Raw genomic sequence first — 25,126 nt, 5'->3', positions numbered from 1 at the left:
TGGTGCACAGGTTCATGGCTAGATGACCAGCGACATAATGTTTCGAGCTTTTGCCTGAATGTTACAGAGGGCGATCGACCGCGGCGGGTCGATCGCCGGCAAGTGGCCCGTTACAGGGCCTCGAGCTTGGCGTAGCCGAGCATCAGCCACTTGCTGCCTTCGTCGAAGTTCACCTGCACCCGCGCCTGGGCACCGGAGCCCTCGAAGTTGAGGATCACGCCTTCGCCGAACACCGCGTGCTGCACGCGCTGGCCCAGGTTGAACTGGGTCTGCGGAATGTTGGCATTGGCGAACAGGTTGCTCGTGGTGGCCTTGGCGCCGCCGAAAGGCCGGCTGACACTGTTGGAAAGGCGCACTTCCTGAACGAGCCCTGCCGGAATCTCGCGTACGAAACGCGACACCTTATTGTAGGTCTCGCTCCCATACAGGCGCCGGGTCTCGGCGTAGGTCATCACCAGCTGGCGCATGGCGCGGGTGATGCCCACGTACGCCAGGCGGCGTTCTTCTTCCAGGCGGCCGGGTTCTTCCAGGCTCATCTTGTGCGGGAACAGGCCCTCTTCCATGCCCACCAGGAACACATACGGGAACTCCAGGCCCTTGGCGCTGTGCAGCGTCATCAGCTGGATGCTGTCCTCGTGCTCGTCGGCCTGGGCATCCCCGGCTTCCAGCGAGGCATGGCCGAGGAAGGCCGACAACGGTGACAGGTCGGCGTCTTCTTCGGTGCTTTCGAAGTTGCGCGCGGCGCTGACCAGTTCCTCAAGGTTTTCTACCCGTGCCTGGCCCTTTTCGCCTTTTTCTTCCTGGTGATAGATGATCAGCCCGGACTGCTCGATGACCGTCTGGGTCATGGTGTGCAGCGGCATGTCGGCGACCTTGGCCGAAAGGCCCTCGATCAGCTCGATGAATGCGCCCAGCGCGCTGGCGGCGCGGCCCTTGAGGGCCTTGGCGGCGAGCAGCTGGCACATCGCCTCCCACATTGACGCCTGGCTGTGGCGGGCGTGCTCGCGGATGGCCTCGACGGTCTTCTCGCCAATGCCGCGTGGCGGCACGTTGATCACCCGCTCCAGCGCCGCGTCGTTGCCGCGGCCTTCGAGCAGGCGCAGGTAGGCCATGGCGTTCTTGATCTCGGCGCGCTCGAAGAAGCGCTGGCCGCCATAGATGCGGTAGGGGATGCGCTCGCGCAGCAACGCTTCTTCCAGCACCCGCGACTGGGCGTTGGAGCGATAGAGAATAGCGATGTCGCTGCGCGAGCTGCCTTGCTTGATCAGGCTCTCGATGGTCTCGACCACGTAGCGCGCTTCGTCGTGCTCGTTGTAGGCGGCGTACAGGGTCAGCGGCTCGCCTTCGCCCAGGTCGGTCCACAGTTCCTTGCCCAGGCGCCCGCTGTTGTTGGCGATCAGGGCGTTGGCGGCCTTGAGGATGCCACCGGTGGAGCGGTAGTTTTGCTCCAGGCGGATCATCTCGGCGTCGGGGAAGTCGGCGGTGTACTGGTGGATGTTCTCGATCTTGGCGCCGCGCCAGCCGTAGATCGACTGGTCGTCATCGCCCACCGCCATCAGGCTGCCGCCGTCCTTGCCGGCCAGCAGGCGCAGCCAGGCGTACTGCACGGCGTTGGTGTCCTGGAACTCGTCCACCAGCAGGTGGCGGAAGCGCCGTTGGTAGTGCTCGAGCAGGCCGGGGTGGTCGCGCCACAGGTCGAGGGCGCGCAGCAGCAGCTCGGAGAAATCGATGACCCCGGCGCGCTCGCAGGCCTGTTCGTAGGCTTCGTAGATGCTGCGCATGGTGCCCAGGAACAGGTCGCCGCCGGCCTGGATATGCTGCGGGCGCAGGCCTTCGTCCTTCTGCCCGTTGATGAACCACTGGGCCTGGCGCGCCGGCCAGCGCTGCTCGTCGAGGCCGAGTTCGCGGATCACCCGCTTGACCAGGCGCTGCTGGTCGTCGCTGTCGAGGATCTGGAAGTTCTGGTTCAGCCGCGCTTCCTGCCAGTGCGCGCGCAACAGGCGGTGCGCCAGGCCGTGGAAGGTGCCGACCCACATGCCTGCCGGGTTGATGCCCAGCAGCTGTTCGATCCGGTGGCGCATCTCGGCGGCCGCCTTGTTGGTGAAGGTCACCGACAGGATCGAGTGCGGCGAGGCCTGCTCCACCTGGATCAACCAGGCGATGCGGTGCACCAGCACGCGGGTTTTACCGGAGCCGGCGCCAGCAAGCACCAGCTGACGCCCGAGCGAGGCCGCGACGGCCTGGCGTTGGGCATCGTTTAGGGAGTTCAGCAGGAGGGAGAGGTCGTCTGTGTGCATCGCGCCATTCTAGGGCGAGCCGGGAGAAGGGGCAAACATCCACTGTATGAATGTTCACCCCGTGGCTGCCTTCCGTCGCCTGGGCGCCGGTTGCGGTTCAGCTGTGCCACTGCCGGCCATGCCTGGCCAGCAGGCCGTTGGCCTGTTCCGGGCCGTTGCTGCCAGCGGCATAGGGGCGCGGGGCCTGGAAGTGTTCTTCCCAGCCCTTGATGATCGGGTCGATCCAGGCCCAGGCGGCTTCCACTTCGTCACGGCGCATGAACAGCGTCGAATCGCCGGCCAGCACATCCAGCAGCAGACGTTCATAGGCATCCCAGCGCCGCGTCTGGCCGTACACCTGGGCCAGGTTCAGGTCCAGGTCCACCGGTTCCAGGTGCATGCCCTTGCCCGGGCGCTTGCTCATCACCCGCAGGCTGATGCGTTCTTCCGGCTGCAGCTGGATCAGCAGCTGGTTGACCTGTCCGCCGCTGAACAGCTCGTGGGGGACTGGTTTGAACTGGATGACGATCTGCGACGAGCGCCGCGCCATGCGCTTGCCGGTGCGCAGGTAGAAGGGCACGCCAGCCCAGCGCCAGTTATCGATATGGGCCTGGACGGCGACGAAGGTTTCGGTGTCGCTGTCGTTGTCGACGTCTTTCTCGAAATAGTAGGCCGGTACTTCCTGGCCGCCGATGTGCCCGGCGCCGTACTGGCCGCGTACGGTCTTGTCCTGCACATCCTGGCCGCCGATCGGCTTGAGCGCGCGCAGGATCTTGACCTTCTCGTCGCGCACCGCCTCGGCTTCGAACTGCGCGGGTGGCTCCATGGCCACCAGGCACAGCAGCTGCAGCAAGTGGTTCTGCAGCATGTCGCGGGTGGCGCCGGCGCGGTCGTAGTAGCCGCCGCGGTTTTCCACGCCGAGGGTCTCGCACACGCTGATCTGCACGTGGTCGACCTGGCCGTTGCGCCACACAGGTTCCAGCAGGGCGTTGGCGAAGCGCAGGGCCATCAGGTTCTGCACGGTTTCCTTGCCCAGGTAGTGATCGATGCGAAACACCTGGGCTTCGGCGAACGCCGCGCCGACCGCCTCGTTGATGGCGGTGGCCGATTCCAGCGAATGGCCGATCGGTTTTTCCAGCACGATGCGCGCCTCGTGGTCGGCCAGCCCGGCGATGCGCAGGTGATTGACGATCGGCACGAACAACTTGGGCGCGGTGGCCAGGTAGTGGATGCGGGTCAGCCCGCCAGGCTCGCCGAGGTAGCGCGCCAGGCGGCCGAAGTCGGCGCTTTGCGAGGCGTCCATGGGGAAGTAGTCGAGGCGTGCGCTGAAGCGCCGCCACACGTCTTCATCGAAGTCGTGACGGGCGACCTGGGCGCGGCAGTGACGCTCGGCGAGGTTGACGTATTGATTGCGCGACAGGCTGCGCCGGGCCAGGGCGATGACGCGCACGGCCGTGTTCAGACGGGCCTCGCGATACAGGTGGTAGAGGGCTGGAAGGAGCTTGTGCAGGGCCAGGTCGCCCGTGCCGCCGAAAACCAGGATGTCGCAAGGAATAGTCAAACCACCACTCTCCACGTTCGTTTAACTGGGCGGGTTGGCGTCCATGTAGTATAACTACAAGAAAGCTACATCCCGGCCAGCCGATCATAACCGAGTCCAGACCGTGAATCTGTTGCAACATATCGCTCAATCGCGCCACCTGCTGCGCAAATCGGAACTGAAAGTGGCCGACCATGTGCTGCTGGACCCGGCTGCGGTCATGCACAGCTCGATGGCTGACCTGGCGCACAATGTGGGCATCAGCGAACCGACCATCGTGCGCTTCTGCCGGGCGATCGGTTGCTCGGGGTTCCAGGATCTCAAGCTCAAGCTGGCGCAGAGCCTGGCGGCCGGCGCCAGTTTCGGCCAGTTCGCCATCCACGAGGACGATTCGGTCGCCGACTACAGCCTGAAGATCTTCGATACCACGCTGCACACCTTGATGGAGGTGCGCGAGCATCTCGATCCGCAGGCGCTGCAACAGGCGGTGACCGCCATGGCTCACGCCCAGCGTGTCGAGTTCTATGGCTTTGGTGCCTCCGGCGCGGTGGCTGCCGACGCCCAGCACAAGTTCTTCCGTCTGCTGTTGAGCGCGGCGGCGTACTCCGACCCGCACATGCAGGCGATGTCGGCGGTCACCTTGAAGCCTGGCGACGTGGCCGTGTGCATTTCCCAGTCGGGGCGTTCCAAGGACCTGCTGATCACCGCCAACCTGGTGCGCGAGAGTGGCGCCAACCTGATCACCCTATGCCCGAGCCAGACGCCGTTGGCGGAGCTTTCGACGGTCAACCTGGCGATCGACGTGCACGAGGACACCGAGATCTACACGCCGTTGACCTCGCGTATCGCCCACCTGGTGGTGATCGACGTGCTGGCCATGGGCGTGGCCATGGCCCGCGGGCCGAGCCTGGTCAACCACCTCAAGAGCGTGAAGCGCAGCTTGCGCAGCCTGCGGTTGTCGCCCAAGTCGATCAAGGCTACCGACGACTGAGATCAGCCTGATCCGGCCTCTTCGCGGGTAAACCCGCTCCTACAGATGCCCCGCCACATTCAATGGCGGCGCAAACCCTGTAGGAGCGGGTTTACCCGCGAAAGGGCCAGAATTTGCGATGCAGATTCATCGATTTGTCACGATTTCACCGCCAAACCGTAAACCCCCAACGCCACTCTGAACTCCCACATCCTATCTGGGAGACAGGCAATGGCTCGTGACTTCGACGGTACGTACCAACCCAGCGCCAAGGCTCGCAAACAACAGGAAAAAGACCAGCGCCGCATGGAATACCGCCGCGCGATCGAAATCTATTGCGACCAACGTCAACTGCTCCGCGACCTGGCAGATTATCCTGAGCTGCGAGAGCTCACGGCGTGGCAGGCAACAACGGCAGTTTCCCCGAAAAGCGTTCAACAAGCCCGCTGATCATCGCACGTTCGCTGCGAATGAACGCAAGAAACGCCAAGGCCACTGGCGACTGCCGCTTGGCCTTGGCCTGCACCACGCACCAGCTGCGGTACAGCGGCAGCTCTTCCACCGGCAGCTCCTTGAGCACCCCGGTGGCCAACTCCAGGTTCAGCGCATGGCGGGTCAACAGGGCGATGCCAAGGCCGGCGATCACGCACTCGCGTTGGGCATCGGCCGAGGCCACTTCCAGGGTCTGGGTGAAGTGCACGCGCTTGTCCTTGAAGTACTCCTCGCAGGCCTTGCGCGTCCCCGAGCCCTGTTCGCGGACCAGCAGGGTATGAGGCTCCAGGTCTTGCAGGCGCAGATGCTCGAGCTTGCTCAGCGGGTGATCCGGCGGCGCCACCGCGACGATCGGGTTGTTGAGGAAGGGCAAGAACTCCAGGCCCATGTCCTGCGGCACCATCGACATGATGATCAGGTCGTCACGGTTGTCGGAAAGCCGGCGGATGGCCTGGGCGCGGTTGACGACCGTGAGGGTCAGGTTGACCTCCGGGTGGCGTTGCTTGAAGGCGGCGAACAGGTGTGGCACGAAGTACTTGGCGCTGGACTCGACTGCCAGTTTCAACTGCCCCTGCAGTGAGCCCTGCATGTCCGACAGCTGCATGTCCAGGCTCTCCAGGCGCCCGAAGATGTCCCGGCTGGCACGCTGCAGGGCTTCGGCGGCCTCGGTCAGGTAGAGCTTCTTGCCGACGTACTCGAACAGCGGCTGGCCGATCAGTTCCTCGAGCTGTCGGATCTGTAGACTTACGGCGGGTTGCGTAAGCGCCATCTCCTCCGCCGCGCGGCTGTATGAGCGCAGATCGCACACCTCGTTGAAGATCTGCAATTGACGCAAAGTCATACGCATCAAGGACTTACGCATTTTTCTCGGCTCTTTGGCAACAGCTTGTTACCAGACTATAAGCTTTTGCTAATACAGCCCCTAACAAATATTGATTTTTGTTTATCGACCATCGGCGCTAGCTTGAATAGGCGACTGGCCAACATCGTCTGGTCACGCGCCGACCGGTACAACCGGATCGTCTGTTCCTACGGCTTTGGGAAGACTCCAGTGATAAAAAAAATCCTGATCGCCAACCGGGGTGAAATCGCAGTTCGGATCGTGCGTGCCTGCGCCGAGATGGGCATTCGCTCTGTCGCGATCTACTCCGACGCCGACCGTCACGCCTTGCACGTCAAGCGCGCCGACGAGGCCTACAGCATTGGTGCCGAGCCTCTGGCTGGCTACCTGAACCCGCGCAAGCTGGTGAACCTTGCTGTGGAAACCGGCTGTGATGCCTTGCATCCAGGCTATGGTTTCCTGTCGGAAAACGCCGAGCTGGCAGAAATCTGCGCCGAGCGCGGGATCAAGTTCATCGGCCCGGCCGCCGACGTCATTCGTCGCATGGGCGACAAGACCGAAGCCCGCCGCACCATGATCCAGGCTGGCGTACCGGTGACCCCAGGCACCGAAGGCAACATTGCCGACATTCACGAAGCCCTGAGCGAAGGCGACCGCATCGGTTACCCGGTGATGCTCAAGGCCACCTCGGGCGGCGGCGGCCGCGGCATTCGGCGCTGCAACAGCCGTGAGGAGCTGGAACAGAACTTCCCACGGGTCATCTCCGAGGCTACCAAGGCCTTTGGTTCGGCGGAAGTGTTCCTCGAGAAGTGCATCGTCAACCCCAAACACATCGAGGCGCAGATCCTCGGTGACAGCTTCGGCAACGTGGTGCACCTGTTCGAGCGCGATTGCTCGATCCAGCGCCGCAACCAGAAGCTCATCGAAATCGCCCCCAGCCCCCAGCTCACCCCCGAGCAGCGCGCCTACATCGGCGACCTGGCGGTGCGTGCGGCCAAGGCGGTGAACTACGAGAACGCCGGTACCGTGGAGTTCCTGCTCGCCGATGGCGAGGTGTACTTCATGGAAATGAACACTCGGGTGCAGGTGGAACACACCATCACCGAGGAAATCACCGGCATCGATATCGTTCGCGAGCAGATCCGTATCGCCTCGGGCCTGCCGCTGTCGGTCAAGCAGGAAGACATCCAGCACCGCGGCTATGCGTTGCAGTTCCGTATCAACGCCGAAGACCCGAAGAACAACTTCCTGCCCAGCTTCGGCAAGATCACCCGCTACTACGCCCCCGGCGGCCCGGGCGTGCGTACCGACACGGCGATCTACACCGGCTATACCATTCCGCCGTTCTACGACTCCATGTGCCTGAAACTGGTGGTCTGGGCGCTGACGTGGGAAGAAGCCATGGACCGCGGCCTGCGGGCCCTGGACGACATGCGCGTGCAAGGGGTGAAGACCACCGCCGCGTATTACCAGGAAATCCTGCGCAACCCGGAATTCCGTAGCGGCCAGTTCAACACCAGCTTCGTCGAAAGCCACCCCGAACTGACCAACTACTCGATCAAGCGCAAACCCGAAGAGCTGGCCCTGGCCATCGCCGCCGCCATCGCCGCCCACGCAGGCCTGTGAGGAACCCAATAATGTCCAAGAAAATCCATGTAACCGACACGATCCTGCGCGACGCTCACCAGTCCCTGCTGGCTACCCGCATGCGTACCGAAGACATGCTGCCGATCTGCGACAAGCTCGACAAGGTCGGCTACTGGTCGCTGGAAGTCTGGGGCGGCGCCACCTTCGACGCTTGCGTGCGCTTCCTCAAGGAAGACCCGTGGGAGCGCCTGCGCAAGCTGCGCGCCGCGCTGCCCAACACCCGCCTGCAGATGCTCCTGCGCGGCCAGAACCTGCTGGGCTACCGCCACTACAGCGACGATGTGGTCAAGGCCTTCGTCGCCAAGGCCGCGGTCAACGGCATCGACGTGTTCCGTATCTTCGACGCCATGAACGACGTGCGTAACCTGCGTGTCGCCATCGAAGCGGTCAAGGCCGCCGGCAAACACGCCCAGGGCACCATCGCCTACACCGTCAGCCCGGTGCACACCATCGATGCCTTCGTCGCCCAGGCCAAGCAGATGGAAGCCATGGGTTGCGACTCGGTTGCGATCAAGGACATGGCCGGCCTGCTGACGCCGTTCGCCACCGGCGAGCTGGTCAGGGCGCTGAAGGCCGAGCAGTCGCTGCCGGTATTCATCCACTCCCACGACACCGCTGGCCTGGCCGCCATGTGCCAGCTCAAGGCCGTGGAAAACGGTGCCGACCACATCGATACCGCGATCTCCAGCTTCGCCTGGGGCACCAGCCACCCGGGCACCGAGTCGATGGTCGCCGCGCTCAAGGGCAGCGAGTTCGACACCGGCCTGGACCTGGAACTGCTGCAGGAAATCGGCCTGTACTTCTACGCCGTGCGCAAGAAGTACCACCAGTTCGAGAGCGAGTTCACCGCCGTGGACACCCGCGTGCAGGTCAACCAGGTTCCAGGCGGGATGATTTCCAACCTGGCCAACCAGCTCAAGGAGCAGGGCGCGCTGAGCCGCATGAACGAGGTGCTGGCAGAGATCCCACGGGTCCGCGAAGACCTCGGCTTCCCGCCGCTGGTGACCCCGACCTCGCAGATCGTCGGCACCCAGGCGTTCTTCAACGTACTCGCCGGCGAGCGCTACAAGACCATCACCAATGAGGTGAAGCTGTACCTGCAGGGCGGCTACGGCAAGGCTCCGGGCGTGGTCAACGAGCAGCTGCGTCGCCAGGCGATCGGCAGCGAGGAAGTGATCGACGTGCGCCCGGCCGACTTGCTCAAGCCGGAAATGGCCAAGCTGCGTGCCGACATCGGCGCCCTGGCCCGTTGCGAAGAAGACGTGCTGACCTTCGCCATGTTCCCGGACATCGGGCGCAAGTTCCTCGAGGAGCGTGAAGCCGGCACCCTGACCCCCGAAGTCCTGCTGCCGATTCCGGAAGCCGGCGCCGTGGCAGCCCCGGGCGGTGAGGGCGTACCGACCGAGTTCGTCATCGACGTGCACGGCGAAACCTACCGCGTCGACATCACCGGTGTGGGCGTCAAGGCCGAAGGCAAGCGTCACTTCTACCTGTCGATCGATGGCATGCCGGAAGAAGTGGTGTTCGAGCCGCTCAACGAGTTCGTCGGCGGTGGCGGCAGCAAGCGCAAGCAGGCCAGCGCCCCGGGCCACGTCAGCACCACCATGCCTGGCAACATCGTCGATGTGCTGGTCAAGCAAGGCGACACGGTCAAGGCCGGCCAGGCCGTGCTGATCACTGAAGCCATGAAGATGGAAACCGAAGTGCAGGCGGCCATCGCCGGCAAGGTCGTGGCCATCCACGTGGCCAAGGGCGATCGCGTGACGCCGGGTGAAATCCTGATCGAGATCGAGGGCTGAGCTAAGCCCTCATCTACAAGCGGTTAACCTCTGGGGAGCGGATGCTCCCCTTTTTTTGTGCATTAAATTGCATTTTTTTCACCTGGTTTATGTAGAAATATGCGTTTTAATGCATATTCAGGTAAGGAAACGATGAGAATCTGCACTATAGTGCATGTGTCCCCCATCATTTGAATCAGGTAGCTCATGTATCCACTGACCCTCCAGCTATTTGCCGATGGCGTCTGGCAGGATGTAATGACGCTCAGTTTCGCAAAGCCGGAACAAGGCTTTGTCGGCCCCTGCGCCATCGCCTATGAGCCCGCCTATGTGAGGCACAACCTGGATGCCTACCAGAATTTCTTCGCCAAGGCGGTGAGTGCCCGGCTACCTGTGGATTTCGACAGTTTCCTGTTACCCGCCGCCCCAGCATTCATCCATGACATTGCTCCTTCTGGAGCCGCAAAGCGGTTTCTCATGGCGCATATAGGGCGCGAAAAGCCCGAGGGCGTCAGCGATGATTTGTTCCTGCTGAGCCGAAGTACTCCGGCACCCATCGGCAATCTGCGTATCAAGGAGTCCATGACCCACCTCGATGCGGCCAAGCCCATGGGCTTCACCCGGCTGGATGTCATCAGCCGCGACCAGCGCTTTCTGGAGTACGCCTATGAGCAAGGCGCCGCGATAGGTGGTGCTACAGGGGCGGGGGGGGAGGCGCCGAAGCTGCTGATGACCGAGGGCAAGGATGGTTTGCTCTACCCCGACGCCGCGCTGGAAGATAGCCTGGCCAGCCGGCACTGGTTTATCAAATTTGCGCGCAACCAGGCACTCAACAACGACCAGGACATACTGCGAGCCGAGTATCTGTACTACAAGGCGCTGAGGCAGTTAGGCGTGGAGACCGTGGCCACGGACGAGATGGCTCTGGAAGAAGGCGTCAAGCCCAGCCTGTGGATGCATCGGTTCGATCGCAAGGTCACTCACCAGGGCGTGGTGCGGCTTGCGGTAGAGTCCATCTACTCCCTTGCCGGTGCCACCCTGCCGGGTAGCCGTATGGATCATGGAGAAGTGCTCAGAGGGCTTGTCAAACTCTGGGCTCAGGCCGGCCAGGCAAATGAGAGTGAAGCACTCATTGCTGATTACCTGCGTCGAGATCTGATCAACAAGATTCTGGGTAACTCGGACAATCACGGACGCAACATAGCCGTGATTCGTGCGGACGATGCCGTGAGGTTGGCACCAATCTATGATCTAGCGCCCATGGTGCTCGATGCTGAAGGTGTCACTCGAACGACCAAGTGGGCTACAAATATCGAACGTGCGGGGGATATCGACTGGCAGGCTGCATGTGACAGCCTTGCGGATTTGATCACCCCACAGGCCGCCTTCGAGCGCTTGCGCGAGGATGCGAGTCGATTGATTGCGCTCCCGGATCTGCTGAGCGCGTACGGTTTACCGGACGCTGTTATGAATCACCCAGCCATCGCGCTGGGTCAGTTGGAGAAACGATTGAAAGCGTGGCAGCTACTATGAGCCTGACCCCGGAGCAGCGTGCCCAGATCATTGATGACGTGCAGCACGGGATTGCCCAGGGAACTTGCGAGCTGGGCGCAGCCGTAAGGCATTTGCGGGTGACCGTTGCCAATCTGCAGCAAGCTCAATTTGCTCGGATGTGCAAAGTCTCGTTACGAACGCTCATTCAGATCGAGCAGGGCGAAGGGAATCCGACACTCAAGTCGTTGAATGCGGTATTTCGCCCATTTGGCTTGCAAATGGGTGTGGTCAGGCGCCAGCGGCAAGTGATCTGAATGCCGGTGCCTGGGCACTGTCAGGCTGAGGATCGGCAAGCTTCCAGGTTTAGGCGTTGCTCTCCTTGCTGCTGGTTATCCTCGGCCAACCACCGCTCGAACCCCGCCGCCACCTGCGGCCATTCATCATCGGTAATCGAATACCACGCCGTATCCCGGTTGTGGTCCTTGACCACCAGGTGCTTGCGGAACACCCCCTCGAAGACGAAGCCGAAGCGCTCGGCGGCGCGCTTGGAGCGGGCGTTGGCGTTGTTGCACTTCCACTCCAGGCGCCGATTACCCAGCTCGAAACCAAGCTTGGCCAGCAGGTACACCGCTTCGGTGCTCTTGGGTGTGCGCTGCATGGGGGCGCCGAAGGCGATGTGGCCGATTTCGATGCGGCCGTGATCCGGCACGATCGACATCAGCGTGAGAACGCCCTGGGCCTGGCCGCTGGCGCGGTCGATCACGGTGAAGTACAGCGGGTCGAGGCCGGCGGCGTTGCCTTCGAGCCAGCGGTCGAAGGCGCCGCGCTCGGTGAACGGGCCGTAGGGCAGGTAGTCCCACAGCAGCGGGTCCGACTCCGGGCCTTGCAGTGCGTCCCACAGGTCGTCGCCATGGCGTGCCGGGTCGAGCTTCTCCAGGCGGATGAAGCGGCCGTCGATGGGCTCGGCCTTGGGCGCTGCGGCAGGTTTCCAGTTCAGTGCGTCAGTCATGTGGCCTACAACCCTTTGCGAAATTGAATGAAGCCTGGGCGCTCGGCAACCTGCTGGTACAGGCTGATGGCGGTGGCGTTGGTCTCATGGGTCAACCAGTGCACCTTGATGCAGCCAGCGGCCTTGGCGGTGGCGTACACGTGCTCGATCAGCTGACGACCAATGCCCAGGCCGCGCTGCGTGCTGTCTACATAAAGGTCTTGGAGGTAACAGGAATTCTCGATGCTCCAGTTGGAACGATGATAGATCCAGTTGACCATGCCGACCGCCTTGCCATCGACCCAGGCCAGGGCCGAATGGGTCGGCTCGCTCGGGTCCAGCAGACGTTGCCAGGTGCTTGCGCTGACCTCGTCGGCCAGTTCGGTCTCATAAAAGCGTAGGTAGGCCTGCCAGAGGCCGAGCCAGGCGGCATGGTCTTGGGCGGTGACAGGGCGCAGGGTAACGCTGGGCATGGGATTTTCCTTCAGAGTTGGCGCATGTGCGCCGCAAGTTGGTTGTCCAGGTAGTCGGGGCTGGCGCCCAGGCCTTCGCGCACGCCAGCGATGTCCTCGGCCGAGCGGTTCTGGCTGAGCTTGCGCGCGCCTTGCAGGCGGGCGATCGGCAGGCGGATGCCGACGATGGCGCGGAGCATGCCGTCGAGGTATTCACGCGGGGCGTCGGCGACTTTCCACGGCGCTTCACGGCTCTGCTCGTGGCGCTCGGTCAGGCGGCTGACGATATCGAGCAGGGGCTCGGGGCTGTGGATAACCTCGACCGGGCCATAGGCATGCACTGCCAGGTAGTTCCAGGTGGGCACTACCTTGGGGTTGTCGGCTTTGCTCGGGTAGTAGCTGGGGCTGACGTAGGCATCGTCGCCGGGGAACACCAGCAGGGCTTGGCCGCCTTGCTCAAGGTCCTGCCACTGGCGATTGGCCCGGGCCAGATGGGCGTAGACGGTGCCGAACTCGCCCTCGCCAGGCTCGACCAGAACGGGCAGATGGGTGGCGAGCAGGCCTTGCTCGCCGTGGCTGACCAGCACTGCCAGGCGCGTGCCCTGCATGTGCTGGTGCAAACGCTCGAGGTCATGTTCCTGATGGGGTTTGCTGTTGTACATGCGCAGGTTCCTTGTCGAATGGCTCCATCCTAGGCAGGCTATTGGTTCAGGTTAAGAGCCATTAAAGACTGTTTTCATAGGTCCAATGCCATGAGCGAGCGCCCCCTCGTATTGCCTTTCGATCCTGCCGGAATCGTCCTCGACCGCCATCGTGGGCTCAGCCAACAGCTGTACCAGGCCCTGCGCGCAAGGGTGCTGGACGGTCGCTTGAGCAGTGGCACGCGGTTGCCGGCGACCCGTGACCTGGCGAACAGGCTGGCGTTGTCGCGCAACAGCGTGGTGCGCGCGTACGACCAATTGTATGCCGAGGGCTACATCGAAAGCCGGGTAGGGGATGGCACCTATGTGACCCGGCTGGAAAAACTATCCACACAACTGTCCACAGGGTTATCCCGTAGGTTATCAACAGACTTATCCACATTTTGCGTAGAGGGTACTGGTGATCCATCCAGCGAAGAGCGAATCAGCGAGCCGTTGCTACGCCTGAAAAAGCACCATCTGGCGCCCCCGAAAACGAGTGCGCCGCGGGCTTTTCGCGTCGGAATCCCGGCGTTCGATTTGTTCCCGTTCGACGTCTGGGCCAAGCTGCAGGCGGGTTTTTGGCGCAACCCCGATCCTGCGCAGCTCGGTTATGGCGATCCGGCAGGTGAGCCGGTGTTGCGCGAATTGATCGCCGCCTACCTGCGCCGTTCGCGTGGCCTGGGCTGCACCGCTGAACAAATTGTGATCACCAGTGGTGCGCAGCAGGCCATCAGCCTTTGTGCACAGTTACTGTTGCAGGCTGGTGACGCGGTGGCTGTGGAAAACCCCGGCTACCGCGCAGCCGGCCATGCCTTCGCCCTGGCGGGTGCCAAGGTGGTGGGCGTGGCGGTGGATCAGGACGGCATGGACTGCAACCGTCTTGCGCAGGTGGCCGATTGCCGGCTCGCCTACGTCACGCCCGCCCATCAGTACCCCACCGGAGTGACCATGAGCCTGGCCCGGCGCCTGGAACTGCTGGCCTGGGCCGAGCGCAGCAATGGCTGGATCATCGAGGACGACTACGATGGCGAGTACCGCTACAGCGGTGCGCCGCTTTCACCCCTGGCCGCGCTGGACCGGTCGGGGCGTGTGCTGTACGTCGGTACCTTCGGCAAGATCGCCTTTCCGGCCTTGCGCCTGGGCTACCTGGTGCTGCCACCACGGCTGGTGCCGGCGTTCAGCCAGGGGCGGGCGCTGGCGGTGCGCCATTCGGAAGTCGGCAGCCAGTGCGTGATGGCTGAGTTCATGGCGCAGGGGCATTTCCAGCGGCACATACGGCGGATGCGCAAGGCGGCGTTGAGCCGGCGCAACGTGCTCAAGGCGGGGTGGCCTGTGGATATTGCCGGGTTGGGGCCAATGCCGGAAGTCGCGGCGGGGCTGCATGTGAAGGTGGATGTGGATAACTTCGCGCGGGAGCAGGAACTGGTGGCCCGGGCGGAGGAGGTGGGGGTGGAGATGTCACCGTTGAGCGGTTACTGGTTGCCGGACAGTGACGTGCCTGTGGATAAGCGTGCGGGGTTGGTGCTGGGGTTTGCGGCGGTGCCGGAAGGGGAGATTGCCGAGGCGATGATGAAGTTGCGCAAGGCTTGGCGGGCTCTTCGCGGGACAAGCCCGCTCCTACAGGGGTAGCGCATTACCTGTAGGAGCGGGCTTGTCCCGCGAAGCAGGCGACTCAGGTCCCGGACTTGATCCGGGTCCAGGCCCTGGTCCGCGCCCGCTCTGCCTCACGCGCCAACGGCTTGAGGGTGTAGAGCTTGGCCATCGCCTCGGCCGTGGGGTACAGGTTCGGGTTGTTGCGAATCGCCGGGCTGACCTTGTCCGTGGCGTCCTTGTTCGGGTTCGGATAACCGACGAAGTCGCTGATCGGCGCAATCACCTCCGGTCGCAGCAGGTAATTGATGAACGCATGGGCATCCTCCGGGTTGGCCGCGTTCTTCGGGATCGCCAGCATGTCGAACCAGATCGGCGCCCCTTCCTTGGGCAGGCGCATGTCCACCACCACGCCGTTCTTGGCATCGCGCGCACGGTTTGCCGCCTGCGAGAAGCTGCCGCTGTAACCCACCGCCACGCAGATGTCGCCGTTGGCCATGTCGGCCATGTACTTCGAGGAATGGAAATAGGTGATGTAGGGGCGGATCTTCAGCAGCAGTTGCTCGGCCTTCTTGTAGTCGGCCGGCTTGTCGCTGTTCGGTGGCAGGCCCAGGTACTGCAAGGCCAGCGGCAGGATCTCCGATGGCGAATCGAGCAGCGCCACACCGCACTGCTTGAGCTTGGCGATGTTCTCTTCCTTGAAGATCAGGTCCCAGCTGTCGACCGGCGCCTTGTCGCCGAGCACGGCTTTGACCTTGTCCGGGTTGAAGCCGATCAGCACGGTGCCGTACATGTACGGCACGGCGAACCGGTTGCCGGGGTCGTTGGCCTCGATCAGCTTCATCAAGGCCGGGTCCAGGTGCTGCCAGTTGGGCAGCTTGCTGCGGTCCAGCGGCTGGAACACCCCGGCCTCGATCTGCTTGGCGAGGAACACGTTGGACGGCACCACCACGTCGTAGCCGGAGTTGCCGGTCAGCAGCTTGGCTTCAAGGGCTTCGTTGGTGTCGAAGATGTCATAGATCAGTTTGACGCCGCTGTCCTTCTGGAAGTCGGTCAAGGTCTGCGGGGTGATGTAATCGAACCAGTTATACACACGCAGGGTGCGCTGCTCGGCGTGAACCTGCAGGGCACCGGTGAACAGGGTGGCAGCGATGAACGGGGTGAGCAGACGCTTGAGTCGGACCATTACCGGGCTCCTGGCTGGGCGTGCTGGAAGCCTTCCAGCACATTGACCGCGTTGATACCGATTTCTTCCACAGCGTAGCCGCCTTCCATCACGAACAGGGTCGGCTTGCCGAGCTGGGCGATGCGCTTGCCCATCTCCAGGTAGTCGGGGCTATCGAGCTTGAACTGCGAGATCGGGTCGTCCTTGAAGGTGTCCACGCCCAGCGAGATCACCAGCACGTCGGCATCATAGGCGGCGATCCGCTGGCAGGCGTCTTCCAGGGCGGCGCTCCAGGCGCTCCAGTCACTGCCGGCGGGCAGCGGATAGTTGATGTTGCAGCCTTCGCCCGGGCCTTCGCCGGTTTCATCGGCATAGCCGAGGAAGAACGGGAATTCGGCCTGTGGGTCGCCGTGGATCGAAGCGAAGAACACGTCGTTGCGGCGGTAGAAGATGTCTTGGGTACCGTTGCCGTGGTGATAGTCGACATCGAGGATCGCCACCTTGGCCCGGCCTTGGTCGAGGAAGGCCTGGGCGGCGATGGCGGCGTTGTTCAGGTAGCAATAGCCGCCCATGACTTCGGCGGCGGCATGATGCCCCGGTGGCCGGCACAGGGCGAAGGCCGAGTGGGCGCCTTGTTCGATGGCGGCCTGGGCGGTGAGGGCGACTTGCGCGGCGCTGTAGGCGGCTTGCCAGGTGCCGGCGGTGATCGGTGCGCCGGCATCGAAGCTGTAGTAGCCCAGCTCGCCGTGCAGGCCGGTCGGCTTGACCTGGCGCAGGGTGCGCGCCGGCCAGGTGAAGGGCAGCAGGTCGCCTTCCTGGCCCATGGCGGCCCAGCGTGCCCAGGCTCCTTCGAAGAAATCGAGGTAGTCGTTGCCGTGGATGCGTTGCAGCGGCGCGCGGCCGAAGTCGGTGGGGCCCTGGACGGGGCCGAGGTTGCGATGTCTGACTCGGTCGAGCACGTGGTCGGCGCGCGAGGGCATTTCGAAGCAGGGCATCAGCTTGCCGTCGATCAGCTCGCAGCGGCCGTGGTGCAGGCGATGATCATCGGAATAAATCGTCAGCATTTGTTGTTCTCCGGTGGGACTGGCGTGGGGCCATTTTCATGGGGCGGCCAGTGGCGGAGAACGTCGCAAATGGCCAAAAGGGGATCGATATGGCCAAGGTGGGTGGCCGGGCAGGTCTGGCCCTTTCGCGGGTGAACCCGCTCCTACAGGGGCCGCGCGTTACCTGTGGGAGCGGGCTTGCCCGCGAAGGGGCCGGTACAGGTCAACCGCGAAAATGACTGGGCGCCACGCCACTCCAGCGCTGGAATGCATGGCGAAAACTCGCCGTCTCGCTGAACCCAAGCGTTTCGGCAATGCGATAGATCGGCATCTGCTCATCGGCCAGCAACTGCTTGGCCCGTTCGAAGCGCAATTCATCGAGCAGTTGTTGATAACTGCTGCCCAGCGCCTGCAGGTGCCGACGTAGGGTGCGCGAAGAGCAGTTCATCTGCCGCGCCAGCCCTTCGAGCCCCGGTGCGGCGTCCAGCTGTTGCACCAGCAACTGGCGAATCCGCCCGAGCCAGGCCTGGCGCCCGGTGAACTCCAGGTTCAGGCGGCGGCAGCGCTCGCTCATGGCCTGGTGGGTGATCGGGTCGGCCAGCGGTAGCGGCATGTCCAGCCAGCGCCGTTCGAAGGCGAAGGCGTTGTCCTCGACGGCGAAGCGCAGCGGGCACTGGAAGGCCCCGGCATACCGGGCGTGATAGGCCGGGCGTGGATGTTCGAAGCGCGCGCCGAGCAGCGGCAGGGGGCGGCCCAGCAGGTCGTCGCAGATGACCTTGAGCGACACCAGGCAGAACTCGGCGTTGAAGGCAGCCAGCGCCGGGGCCTCGTGCGAATCGCTGGCGCTCAGCCAGACCCGCTGGCCATCCTCGACCAGGCGCAGCTGGAAGACTGTTCCCAGCAGTGCCGGGTAGCGCAGCGCCAGGCGCAAGGCGTCACCCAAAGTGGCACTGGAGAGCAGGGCGTAACCGAGCATGCCATAGCACGACACGTGCATGCGTCGGCCCAGTTCCAGGCCGATGTCCTCGCGCCGGGCCACCGCGTTGGCACATACCTGCAGTTCCTGCTGGGTGGTGATGCGAGCGTCGGCGTGGTCCAGGTCGGCCGGGCCTATGCCGCTGCCGGCGAGCAGCGTCGCAGCCTCGCAGCCTTCCTCGCGGAACACGTTGAGAATCAATGAAACCGCGTTGAGGGTGGTCAGGTGGCTATGCAGCATGCTCGGTGGTCCCGTTGGGCTGGGAGCATTATGGAGCAAATTGTGTGCCGGCCATCAGAGAAACCGTCATGTCTCACTGGCCCGAAACAAATGTAGGAGCGACCTTGGTCGCGATGCGCCATGCGGGCGGCGCTCGATATCGGCCGCGTTGCAGATCCTCAGCCAAAAAAAAGGCCCGGAGCTTGGGCTCGGGCCTTTGAAAGGTTGAGAGGTGTCTAGTCCCTCGACCTGGTGAGACGGTTGCAGCGGCCTGGTTACGCCTTCAGCGGAACCAGACGGGGAGCGATCATGTTTTCCGGACGCAGGATGTCGTTGAGCATCGCTTCGTCCAGCAGGCCTTCCTCGCGCACCAGTTCCAGCACGCCGCGGCCGGTTTCCAGGGCGACGCGGGCGATACGGGTGGCGTTTTCGTAGCCGATGTACGGGTTCAGGGCGGTGACCAGGCCAATCGAGTGCTCGACCAGCTCACGGCAGCGCTGTTCGTTGGCGGTGATGCCGACGATGCAGTGCTCGCGGAGCATGTCCATGGCGCGCTGGAGCAGGCGGATCGAGTCGAAGATCTTGTAGGCGATCAGCGGCTCCATCACGTTCAGCTGCAGCTGGCCACCTTCGGCGGCGACGGTCAGCGCCAGGTCGTTGCCCATGATGGCGAAGGCCACCTGGTTGACGGCCTCCGGGATCACCGGGTTGACCTTGCCTGGCATGATCGAGCTGCCTGGCTGGCGCGCCGGCAGGTTGATCTCGTTGATGCCGGTGCGCGGGCCGCTGGACAGCAGGCGCAGGTCGTTGCAGATCTTCGACAGCTTGACCGCGGTACGCTTGAGCATGCCGGAGAACAGGACGAAGGCGCCCATGTCGGAGGTGGCTTCGATCAGGTCGGCGGCCGGGACCAACGGCTGGCCGCTGATGGTGGCCAGGCGCTGCACGGCCAGGGCCTGGTAGCCCGGGTCGGCGTTGATGCCGGTGCCGATGGCGGTGCCGCCCAGGTTGATTTCGGTGAGCAGTTCCGGGGCCAGCGAGCGCAGGCGCTGCAGGTCTTCGCTCATGGTGGTGGCGAAGGCGCGGAATTCCTGGCCCAGGGTCATCGGCACGGCGTCCTGCAGCTGGGTACGGCCCATCTTCAGTACGTGGTCGAACTCCTTGCCCTTGGCCGCGAAGGCCTGGATCAGGCTGTCTAGGCTGGCCAGCAGGGCGTCGTGGCCCAGCAGCAGGCCCAGGCGGATGGCGGTCGGGTAGGCATCGTTGGTCGACTGCGCCATGTTCACGTCGTTGTTCGGGTGCAGGTACTGGTACTCACCCTTCTGGTGGCCCATGGCCTCCAGCGCGACGTTGGCGATGACTTCGTTGGCGTTCATGTTGGTAGAGGTACCAGCACCGCCCTGGATCATGTCCACCACGAACTGGTCGTGGAAATCGCCCTTGATCAGGCGGCCGCAGGCAGCGCTGATGGCGGTGTGCTTGGCATCGCTCAGGTGGCCCAGCTCTCGGTTGGCGTCGGCAGCGGCCTGCTTGACCATGGCCAGGGCCACGACCAGCTTGGGGTAGTGCGACAGTGGAACACCGGAGAGATGGAAGTTGTTGGCAGCGCGCAGGGTCTGGATGCCGTAGTAGGCATCGGCAGGAACTTCAAGGGTACCAAGCAGATCTTTTTCGACGCGGAACGATGCAGCGGAGGACATGATGTATATCATCTCGATTTTGACCCGGCACATGCCGGAATGGCGCCAATCCTAGGCCTGAAGCAGATTTTGCGGCCAATGCTGTTGCACGCTAACCTATGCGCAAACGGCATAATGTTCCATGTGACGCCAATTGACATTCGAGCGTGTTCCATTTTGGTGCATGCCGGGAGACCCGCTTCATGAACCTAGAAAGCAAGTGGCTCGAAGACTTCAGCGCGCTGGCCGCGACGCGCAGTTTTTCCCAGGCCGCGGAGCGCCGTTTCGTCACTCAACCGGCCTTCAGCCGGCGCATTCGCAGCCTTGAAGCAGCATTGGGCCTGCAGTTGGTGAACCGCTCGCGCACGCCGATCGAGCTGACCGAGGCAGGGCAGCTATTTCTCGTCACAGCGCGTACAGTTGTCGACCAGTTGAGCGAAGTTCTTCGCCATTTGCACCATCTTGAAGGTGGGCAGGGCGAAGTCGTCCAAGTGGCCGCCGCGCACTCCTTGGCATCGGGGTTTTTCCCCCGTTGGGTGGCCCAGTTGCGCAACGATGGCCTGAACATCGCCACCCGCCTGGTTGCGACTAACGTAGGGGATGCCGTGCACGCCCTGCGTGAGGGTGGCTGTGACCTGATGCTGGCATTCTACGACCCCGACGCGGCCCTGCAGATGGATGCCGAGATCTTCCCGTCGCTGCACATGGGCACCACCGAGATGCTGCCGGTGTGTGCGGTGGGGGCTGATGGCAAGCCGCTGTTCGACCTCGAAGGCGAGGCCAGCGTGCCCTTGCTCGCCTACAGCGCCGGCGCCTTCCTCGGGCGTTCGGTGAGCCTGCTGCTGCGCCAGCGCAACCTGCGTTACACCACCGTGTACGAAACCGCCATGGCCGACAGCCTCAAGAGTATGGCGCTGGAGGGCATGGGCATCGCCTGGGTGCCACGGTTGTCGATGCGCGGCGAACTGGAGCGCGGCGAACTGGTGATCTGTGGTGGTAGCCAATGGCATGTGCCGCTGGAAATCCGCCTGTACCGCTGCGCCCTGGTGCGCAAGGCCAATGTCCGGCTGTTGTGGCGCAAGCTCGAGGGCACGGCGGCGGTTGACCCAAAAGTCAGCCCAGGCCCCGAAAAATAAGGGGTGACAGTTGGTCGCCGGGGTGCCTTAAACCCACCGCCTTACGGTATACTGCGCGGCCTTTCGACCGGATGCGTCCGGTCCTGATCAGCAAACAAGCCACGCCGGTCGTCCCGCGTGGCTTGTTGTTTTTTGACGCGCCTGTGGGCGCACAAGCGAAGAGGCTCGACGATGAGTGCACTGGTTGGCGTGATCATGGGCTCCAAGTCCGATTGGTCCACCCTTAGCCACACCGCCGATATGCTGGAAAAACTCGGCATTCCCTACGAGGTGAAGGTGGTTTCCGCCCACCGTACCCCGGATCTGCTGTTCCAGTATGCCGAGGAGGCCGAAGGCCGTGGCATCGAGGTGATCATCGCCGGTGCCGGTGGCGCAGCCCACCTGCCAGGCATGTGCGCCGCCAAGACTCACCTGCCGGTGCTGGGCGTGCCAGTGCAGTCGTCGATGCTGTCGGGCGTCGATTCGCTGCTGTCGATCGTGCAGATGCCTGCCGGTGTACCGGTCGCCACCCTGGCCATCGGCCGCGCTGGCGCGGTCAACGCCGCACTGCTGTCGGCGAGCATCCTGGGCGCCAAGCACCCGCAGTTCCACGCCGCGCTCAAGCAGTTCCGCACGGAACAGACCGACACCGTGCTGGACAACCCTGACCCACGCCAGGCTTGAGGCTGAAGACCATGAAGATCGGTGTAATCGGTGGTGGCCAACTGGGCCGCATGCTGGCCCTGGCGGGCACTCCGCTGGGCATGAACTTCGCCTTCCTCGACCCGGCTCCCGACGCCTGCGCCGCGCCCTTGGGCGAGCACCTGCGTGCCGACTACGGCGACCAGGACCACCTGCGCCAGCTGGCCGACGAAGTCGACCTGGTGACCTTCGAATTCGAAAGCGTCCCGGCCGAGACCGTGGCCTTCCTTTCGCAGTTCGTGCCGGTGTACCCCAGTGCCGAGGCGCTGCGCATCGCCCGTGACCGCCTGTTCGAGAAGAGCATGTTCCGCGACCTGGGCATCCCGACCCCGGCCTTCGCCGACATTCTCTCGCAGGCGGACCTCGACGCCGCGGTGGCCAGCATCGGCCTGCCGGCGGTGCTCAAGACCCGCACCCTGGGTTACGACGGCAAGGGCCAGAAGGTCCTGCGCACGCCTGAAGACGTGGTCGACACCTTCGCCGAGCTGGGCAGTGTGCCGTGCCTGCTGGAAGGTTTCGTGCCGTTCACCGGCGAAGTATCGCTGGTGGCCGTGCGTGCCCGTGACGGCGAAACGCGCTTCTACCCGCTGGTGCACAACACCCATGAAAGCGGCATCCTGCGCCTGTCGGTCGCCAGCGAGGCGCACCCGCTGCAGGCGCTGGCCGAAGACTACGTCGGCCGTGTGCTCAAGCAGCTGGACTACGTCGGCGTGATGGCCTTCGAGTTCTTCGAGGTCGACGGCGGCCTGAAGGCCAACGAGATCGCCCCGCGCGTGCACAACTCCGGGCACTGGACCATCGAAGGCGCCGAGTGCAGCCAGTTCGAGAACCACCTGCGCGCCGTCGCCGGCCTGCCGCTGGGCTCGACCGCCAAGGTCGGCGAGAGCGCCATGCTCAACTTCATCGGCGAAGTACCGGCGGTGGACAAGGTCGTGGCCATCGACGACTGCCACCTGCACCACTACGGCAAGGCATTCAAGGTCGGGCGCAAGGTCGGCCACGCCACGCTGCGTTGCCAGGACATGCCCACCTTGCGCGCCAAGATCGCCGCAGTAGAGGCCTTGATCGGCAACTGATCGAACTTCTGCCCGCTGTTTGCCCTCTGAAATGGCAACGAGCCAAAGCGCTGTCTAGGCTTTGGCTTGTTCCATTTCAACGCAGAGGGATTGCCATGGGTATCATCGGAACCATCTTCATCGGCCTCATCGTCGGCCTGCTGGCGCGCTTCATCAAGCCAGGCGACGACAGCATGGGCTGGATCATGACCATCCTGCTGGGTATCGCCGGCTCGCTGCTCGCCACCTATGGCGGCCAGGCGCTGGGTATCTATCAAGCTGGCCAGGCCGCAGGGTTCTTCGGTGCCCTGGTGGGTGCGGTAGTGCTTCTGGTTATCTATGGATTCATCAAGAAGCGCTGATTACTGGTTAGAATGCGCGGCAATTCATCCGAGTTGCCGAGCATTGCCATGCGTGCGTTCTTTCTTCTCCCCTTGCTTCTGGCCAGCGCCCTGGCCCATGCCGAATTGCCCGAAACCGACTGGCTGGAGCTGATGCCCAAGTCGGACCAGAAGGCCCTCGAGCAGATGCCCGAAATCGACCACAACTCGCCAGAAGCCCAGGGCACGTTCACCGCCAAGGGCGGCCTGAAGCAGAGCAAGGGCTTGCCGGCGGTGATGTATTCGACCAAGACCGTGGCCGCCATGAACGGCAAGCGGATCCGCCTGGGCGGCTACCCGGTGCCGTTGGAAAGCGATGCCAAGGGCAACAGCACGTTGTTCTTCCTGGTGCCGTACCCAGGTGCCTGCATCCACGTACCGCCGCCGCCGCCGAACCAGCTGGTGCTGGTGCGTTATCCGAAGGGGTTGAAGCTCGACGACATCTACACGCCGCTATGGGTCAGCGGAACGTTGAAGGTGGAGAAGGTCAGCAACGACCTGGCCGATGCGGCGTATGCGCTGGATGCGGCGCAGGTGAGGGTGGTGGAGGATGCTGACCTCTAGCGTCCATGGCGGCCTCTTCGCGGGGCAAGCGCGTTCTTCAGATCTGTTCGCTATCGATCCTGACCTGCAGCACATTGCTCGCCCCAGGCGCGATCGTCACCACATCATCCCAGACATTCGCCGTCTCGATGCACAGCATCCGCTGCCAGCCATCATCCGCCATGTCCGGCAGTTCCCGCGCCCGCTCGGTCCAGGGGTTCCAGATCACCGCCGAACGTGAACCGCTGCTGGTCAGGGTGATGCGCCGCTGCCAGTGCGGGTCGACGATGCTCAACTTCGCCGGCGTGGCCAGGTAGATGCGGTCGGTCTCCCCGGCAAAACTCAGCGCGCCCAGCTGCTGGCGCTGTTGCCAGTCGGCCAGGGTCTCGATGTAGGCCAGCCCCTCGACGCCCTCGACGCGTGCCTGGTGCACGTCGCTGACGGCGAAATAGCTGTGCAGCGCCTGGCTGATGGTCACCGGGGCGTCGCCCAGGTTACGGCTGGTCAGGGTCAGCTCGAGGTCATCGCCCAGCACCATCAGCAGTTTCAGCTCGACATTGTGCGGCCAATCCGGCAGCGCACCCTGGGCCTCGGGTAGTTCGAACTCGATGCGCAACGTGCTGCCGGCTTCCTCTATGCCCAGCAACTGCCAGTCGCGGCTGCGCGCCAGGCCGTGGGCCGGTGCCTGTTCGCCCCGGTACATGGCCTGGACGGAAGCGGGGTTGCGTTGCAGGTTGCCGAACCATGGCCAGCACACCGGCACTCCGGCGCGTACCGACTTGCCCTGGCGGAAGATGGCCTGATCGCTCAGCCACAGCAGGGGCGGCTCGCCGATACGCTGGTAGCTGAGGATCTGCGCGCCCTGTTGGGCGATCAGGAGGTCGGCGTGTGCGCTGGTGATGCGCCAGCAGCTGAGTTCGCCGTGTTGCTCGGTTACGACCTGGAAGGTAGCCATTGCAGTGGTCTCATTGATTGCTGTGGGCCTTGGACCCACTCACAGCCAATGAGTTTACCGCTGCCAAGGCTCAGCGACGAGGCACCGAGCGGGTGCGGCCACTGCCATCGATGGCGACGAACACGAACACTGCCTCGGTGACCTTGCGCCATTCGCTGGACAGCGGGTCGTCGCTCCACACCTCGACCATCATCTGGATCGAGCTGCGGCCAATCTCCAGGGTCTGGGTATAGAACGACAGCTGCGCGCCCACGGCCACCGGCACCAGGAACGCCATGCGGTCGATCGCTACCGTGGCTACTCGGCCACCGGCCACGCGGCTGGCCATGGCCGTGCCCGCCAGGTCCATCTGGGCGACCAGCCAGCCGCCGAAGATATCGCCGAACCCGTTGGTTTCACGGGGCAGCGCGGTGATCTGCAAGGCCAGATCACCCTGTGGGATTGGATCTTCTTGTTCGAGCTCAATCATGCGATGGGGCCTCTGACCCGTGACGTTGGGAAACTCTGCGAAACCGCCTGAGGATAGAGACCGGCGTTTTCGCA

24 protein-coding genes are annotated in these 25,126 nt (G+C 63.7%); 12 read left to right on the top strand and 12 right to left on the bottom strand.

Going from position 1 to position 25,126, the window contains the following annotated elements; translation table 11 throughout:
* Window positions 1–110: 110 nt before the first annotated feature.
* Both uvrD and zwf read right to left on the bottom strand, forming a co-directional pair.
* On the bottom strand, window positions 111–2,297 hold the full coding sequence (gene uvrD, locus IAE37_RS02980; protein WP_201168909.1) for a DNA helicase II: 2,187 nt from the start codon (window positions 2,295–2,297) through the stop codon (window positions 111–113).
* A 97-nt stretch (window positions 2,298–2,394) separates the two neighbouring features.
* Window positions 2,395–3,837 (bottom strand): glucose-6-phosphate dehydrogenase, encoded by a 1,443-nt coding sequence (zwf, locus tag IAE37_RS02975; protein ID WP_201168904.1) that lies wholly within the window; start codon window positions 3,835–3,837, stop codon window positions 2,395–2,397.
* Between the two features lie 103 nt (window positions 3,838–3,940).
* Between zwf and hexR the strand changes: the two genes are divergently transcribed.
* Together hexR and IAE37_RS28700 are read left to right on the top strand one after the other, a co-directional pair.
* Entirely contained in the window at window positions 3,941–4,807 is an 867-nt protein-coding gene (gene hexR, locus IAE37_RS02970; protein ID WP_201168902.1) for a transcriptional regulator HexR, read from the top strand.
* 210 nt (window positions 4,808–5,017) lie between these two features.
* Window positions 5,018–5,236: a PA3496 family putative envelope integrity protein gene (locus IAE37_RS28700; protein WP_236409757.1), complete on the top strand. Its 219-nt coding sequence runs from the start codon at window positions 5,018–5,020 to the stop codon at window positions 5,234–5,236.
* On the opposite strand, the gene IAE37_RS02965 is transcribed toward IAE37_RS28700, so the two are convergent.
* Entirely contained in the window at window positions 5,178–6,140 is a 963-nt protein-coding gene (locus IAE37_RS02965) for a LysR family transcriptional regulator (protein WP_328822688.1), read from the bottom strand. The two genes, IAE37_RS28700 and IAE37_RS02965, sit on opposite strands and share 59 nt — an antisense overlap.
* Window positions 6,141–6,329: 189 nt before the next feature.
* Here IAE37_RS02965 and IAE37_RS02960 point away from each other — a divergent pair, with 189 nt between their 5' ends.
* The 4 genes from IAE37_RS02960 (at window position 6,330) to IAE37_RS02945 (ending at window position 11,352) form a co-directional block, all read left to right on the top strand.
* Window positions 6,330–7,745 carry an acetyl-CoA carboxylase biotin carboxylase subunit gene (locus IAE37_RS02960; protein WP_201168899.1) on the top strand — a complete coding sequence of 472 codons (1,416 nt, stop codon included), beginning with the start codon at window positions 6,330–6,332 and terminating at the stop codon, window positions 7,743–7,745.
* A gap of 11 nt (window positions 7,746–7,756) precedes the next feature.
* Window positions 7,757–9,565: a sodium-extruding oxaloacetate decarboxylase subunit alpha gene (oadA, locus tag IAE37_RS02955; protein ID WP_201168896.1), complete on the top strand. Its 1,809-nt coding sequence runs from the start codon at window positions 7,757–7,759 to the stop codon at window positions 9,563–9,565.
* A gap of 186 nt (window positions 9,566–9,751) precedes the next feature.
* Window positions 9,752–11,077 (top strand): type II toxin-antitoxin system HipA family toxin, encoded by a 1,326-nt coding sequence (locus IAE37_RS02950; protein ID WP_201168893.1) that lies wholly within the window; start codon window positions 9,752–9,754, stop codon window positions 11,075–11,077.
* Window positions 11,074–11,352 (top strand): helix-turn-helix domain-containing protein, encoded by a 279-nt coding sequence (locus IAE37_RS02945; RefSeq protein WP_201168891.1) that lies wholly within the window; start codon window positions 11,074–11,076, stop codon window positions 11,350–11,352. The genes IAE37_RS02950 and IAE37_RS02945 overlap by 4 nt, the downstream gene beginning before the upstream one ends.
* A gap of 20 nt (window positions 11,353–11,372) precedes the next feature.
* Here the strand turns inward: IAE37_RS02945 and IAE37_RS02940 are convergent, their stop codons facing one another.
* Genes IAE37_RS02940 through IAE37_RS02930 form a run of 3 tightly spaced genes read right to left on the bottom strand, consistent with a single transcriptional unit; the run spans window position 11,373 to window position 13,140 of the window.
* The gene (locus IAE37_RS02940) at window positions 11,373–12,047 is read right to left on the bottom strand and encodes a GNAT family N-acetyltransferase (protein ID WP_201168889.1); all 675 of its coding nucleotides are present in this window, start codon (window positions 12,045–12,047) and stop codon (window positions 11,373–11,375) included.
* A 5-nt stretch (window positions 12,048–12,052) separates the two neighbouring features.
* Complete coding sequence (locus IAE37_RS02935) at window positions 12,053–12,499, bottom strand: GNAT family N-acetyltransferase (RefSeq protein WP_201168886.1); 447 nt, start codon at window positions 12,497–12,499, stop codon at window positions 12,053–12,055.
* Between the two features lie 11 nt (window positions 12,500–12,510).
* On the bottom strand, window positions 12,511–13,140 hold the full coding sequence (locus IAE37_RS02930) for an FMN-binding negative transcriptional regulator (protein ID WP_201168883.1): 630 nt from the start codon (window positions 13,138–13,140) through the stop codon (window positions 12,511–12,513).
* Between the two features lie 90 nt (window positions 13,141–13,230).
* Here IAE37_RS02930 and pdxR point away from each other — a divergent pair, with 90 nt between their 5' ends.
* Window positions 13,231–14,790 carry a MocR-like pyridoxine biosynthesis transcription factor PdxR gene (pdxR, locus tag IAE37_RS02925; protein WP_201168880.1) on the top strand — a complete coding sequence of 520 codons (1,560 nt, stop codon included), beginning with the start codon at window positions 13,231–13,233 and terminating at the stop codon, window positions 14,788–14,790.
* Window positions 14,791–14,833: 43 nt separating this feature from the next.
* On the opposite strand, the gene IAE37_RS02920 is transcribed toward pdxR, so the two are convergent.
* The 4 genes from IAE37_RS02920 to aspA all read right to left on the bottom strand — a co-directional run bounded on the left by IAE37_RS02920 (window position 14,834) and on the right by aspA (window position 19,854).
* The gene (locus IAE37_RS02920; protein ID WP_201168877.1) at window positions 14,834–15,937 is read right to left on the bottom strand and encodes a polyamine ABC transporter substrate-binding protein; all 1,104 of its coding nucleotides are present in this window, start codon (window positions 15,935–15,937) and stop codon (window positions 14,834–14,836) included.
* Complete coding sequence (locus tag IAE37_RS02915) at window positions 15,937–16,980, bottom strand: histone deacetylase family protein (protein ID WP_201168874.1); 1,044 nt, start codon at window positions 16,978–16,980, stop codon at window positions 15,937–15,939. The genes IAE37_RS02920 and IAE37_RS02915 overlap by 1 nt, the downstream gene beginning before the upstream one ends.
* A gap of 202 nt (window positions 16,981–17,182) precedes the next feature.
* Window positions 17,183–18,175, bottom strand: coding sequence for an AraC family transcriptional regulator (locus IAE37_RS02910; protein ID WP_201168872.1), 993 nt, complete (start codon window positions 18,173–18,175; stop codon window positions 17,183–17,185).
* A gap of 254 nt (window positions 18,176–18,429) precedes the next feature.
* Window positions 18,430–19,854: an aspartate ammonia-lyase gene (gene aspA, locus IAE37_RS02905; RefSeq protein WP_201168870.1), complete on the bottom strand. Its 1,425-nt coding sequence runs from the start codon at window positions 19,852–19,854 to the stop codon at window positions 18,430–18,432.
* 182 nt (window positions 19,855–20,036) lie between these two features.
* On the opposite strand from aspA, the gene IAE37_RS02900 reads away from it, so the two are divergent.
* The 5 genes from IAE37_RS02900 (at window position 20,037) to IAE37_RS02880 (ending at window position 23,649) form a co-directional block, all read left to right on the top strand.
* Window positions 20,037–20,969 carry a LysR substrate-binding domain-containing protein gene (locus IAE37_RS02900; protein ID WP_201168867.1) on the top strand — a complete coding sequence of 311 codons (933 nt, stop codon included), beginning with the start codon at window positions 20,037–20,039 and terminating at the stop codon, window positions 20,967–20,969.
* A 171-nt stretch (window positions 20,970–21,140) separates the two neighbouring features.
* Complete coding sequence (gene purE / locus IAE37_RS02895; RefSeq protein WP_038411454.1) at window positions 21,141–21,632, top strand: 5-(carboxyamino)imidazole ribonucleotide mutase; 492 nt, start codon at window positions 21,141–21,143, stop codon at window positions 21,630–21,632.
* Between the two features lie 11 nt (window positions 21,633–21,643).
* Entirely contained in the window at window positions 21,644–22,726 is a 1,083-nt protein-coding gene (locus tag IAE37_RS02890; protein WP_201168855.1) for a 5-(carboxyamino)imidazole ribonucleotide synthase, read from the top strand.
* A 95-nt stretch (window positions 22,727–22,821) separates the two neighbouring features.
* Complete coding sequence (locus IAE37_RS02885) at window positions 22,822–23,067, top strand: GlsB/YeaQ/YmgE family stress response membrane protein (protein ID WP_010955824.1); 246 nt, start codon at window positions 22,822–22,824, stop codon at window positions 23,065–23,067.
* 48 nt (window positions 23,068–23,115) lie between these two features.
* Window positions 23,116–23,649, top strand: coding sequence for a DUF3299 domain-containing protein (locus IAE37_RS02880; RefSeq protein WP_201168853.1), 534 nt, complete (start codon window positions 23,116–23,118; stop codon window positions 23,647–23,649).
* A 37-nt stretch (window positions 23,650–23,686) separates the two neighbouring features.
* Here the strand turns inward: IAE37_RS02880 and IAE37_RS02875 are convergent, their stop codons facing one another.
* Together IAE37_RS02875 and IAE37_RS02870 are read right to left on the bottom strand one after the other, a co-directional pair.
* Window positions 23,687–24,583 (bottom strand): D-hexose-6-phosphate mutarotase, encoded by an 897-nt coding sequence (locus tag IAE37_RS02875; RefSeq protein WP_201168851.1) that lies wholly within the window; start codon window positions 24,581–24,583, stop codon window positions 23,687–23,689.
* A 70-nt stretch (window positions 24,584–24,653) separates the two neighbouring features.
* Window positions 24,654–25,052 carry an acyl-CoA thioesterase gene (locus IAE37_RS02870; protein ID WP_003253317.1) on the bottom strand — a complete coding sequence of 133 codons (399 nt, stop codon included), beginning with the start codon at window positions 25,050–25,052 and terminating at the stop codon, window positions 24,654–24,656.
* Window positions 25,053–25,126: the final 74 nt, after the last annotated feature.

The sequence above is a fragment of the Pseudomonas sp. S31 genome (genome assembly GCF_016648105.1).
GTDB lineage: Bacteria > Pseudomonadota > Gammaproteobacteria > Pseudomonadales > Pseudomonadaceae > Aquipseudomonas.
Note: the sequence above shows the minus strand (reverse complement) of the source record. Positions and strands in the feature narration are given on the sequence as shown.